Source organism: Microbispora sp. NPDC049125 (assembly GCF_040802045.1).
Lineage (GTDB): Bacteria > Actinomycetota > Actinomycetes > Streptosporangiales > Streptosporangiaceae > Microbispora.
This window is the reverse complement of sequence record NZ_JBEZDW010000117.1, coordinates 1-1,503: the sequence shown is the minus strand read 5'-3', so window position 1 is coordinate 1,503 and position 1,503 is coordinate 1. Positions and strand designations below refer to the sequence as shown.

The window sequence follows — 1,503 nt, the reverse complement described above, 5'->3', positions numbered from 1 at the left end:
ACCCCCTGGCCCACCACCGGCCACCCCCGCCGCGCCGCCATCTCCGCCTTCGGCGTCAGCGGCACCAACGCCCACGTCATCATCGAACAAGCCCCCGACCCCACCCCGGCACCACCGGCACCGCAACCGGTCACAGAGGCCGACTCAGTGGCAGCGTCGGCTCCGGTCACAGAGGCCGGGCCCGGGACGAGCCCGGTGCCGGGCTCAGAGCCGGTGCCGGTGGCGTGGGTGGTCTCGGCCCGCACCCCTGAGGCGTTGCGGGGGCAGGCCGACCGGCTGGCCGCCCATCTGCAACGCCACCCCGACCTGGACCCGGTCGACGTGGCGCATTCGCTGGCCACCACCCGGGCCCGACTGGACCACCGCGCCGTCCTGCTCGGCACCACCCGCGAGCAACTGCTGGACCGCACCCGCGCCCTCGCCGAGGGAACCACCACCGGACCCGGCGTCATCACAGGAAGCGGCAGCGGGGGACCCATCGCGTTCGTGTTCACCGGCCAAGGCAGCCAGCATCCCGGCATGGGCCGCCAGCTGTACGCCGCCTTCCCCGCCTTCGCCCACGCCTACGACCAGGCCATCACCCTGCTCGACCAGCACCTGCAAGACCAGCCCGGCGGCCAGCAGAACGTGCCGCTACGCGAGGTACTGCTCGGGGACGCCGACCCGGCCCTGATCGACCAGACCCTCTACACCCAGACCGGACTGTTCGCCCTCCAAATCGCCCTGGTCGAGCTGGCCGCCTCCTGGGGCATCACCCCCACCGCCGTCGCCGGACACTCCATCGGCGCCATCACCGCCGCCCACACCGCCGGCATCCTCACCCTCCCCCACGCCGCCGCCCTCGTCACCACCCGCGCCACCCTCATGCACACCCTCCCCCCCGGCGGCGCCATGACCGCCATCACCACCACCGAAGACCACATCACCCAAACCATCGCCGACGAAGGCCTCACCGGCATCAACATCGCCGCCATCAACACCCCCACCTCCACCGTCATCTCCGGCGACACCACCGCCGTCCACCACCTCACCAACCTCATGCGCTCACGCGGCCACAAAACCCGCCACCTCACCGTCAGCCACGCCTTCCACTCCCCCCACATGAACCCCATCACCGACCAGTTCCAAAAGGCCGTCCAGGCACTCGGCATCACCCCACCCACCGGCCCGACCATCCCCTACATCTCCGACCACACCGGCGACCTGGCCACCCCCGACACCCTCACCACCCCCCGATACTGGGCCGACCACCTACGCGGAACCGTCCGCTTCGCCGACGCCGTACGCCGGTTGGAGCGGGGCACGGAGCCGGACGAGCCGATCCGACGGTTCGTGGAGATCGGGCCCGACGCCGTCCTGACCGCTTTGGTCCGCGACACCCTCCAAACACACCAAAACGTCCTGGCCGTCCCCCTCCTGCGCCGCAACCAACCCGAACCCCACACCGCCCTCACCGCCGCCGCCCACCTCCACACCACCGGCACCCCCATCAACTGGCCCAAC

General features: G+C 71.5%; 1 protein-coding gene. It reads left to right on the top strand.

All coding sequences use genetic code 11. The features are described from left to right. The coding region (locus tag AB0B72_RS40245; protein ID WP_367745065.1) for an acyltransferase domain-containing protein at window positions 1-1,503 on the top strand (1,503 nt) is incomplete at both ends.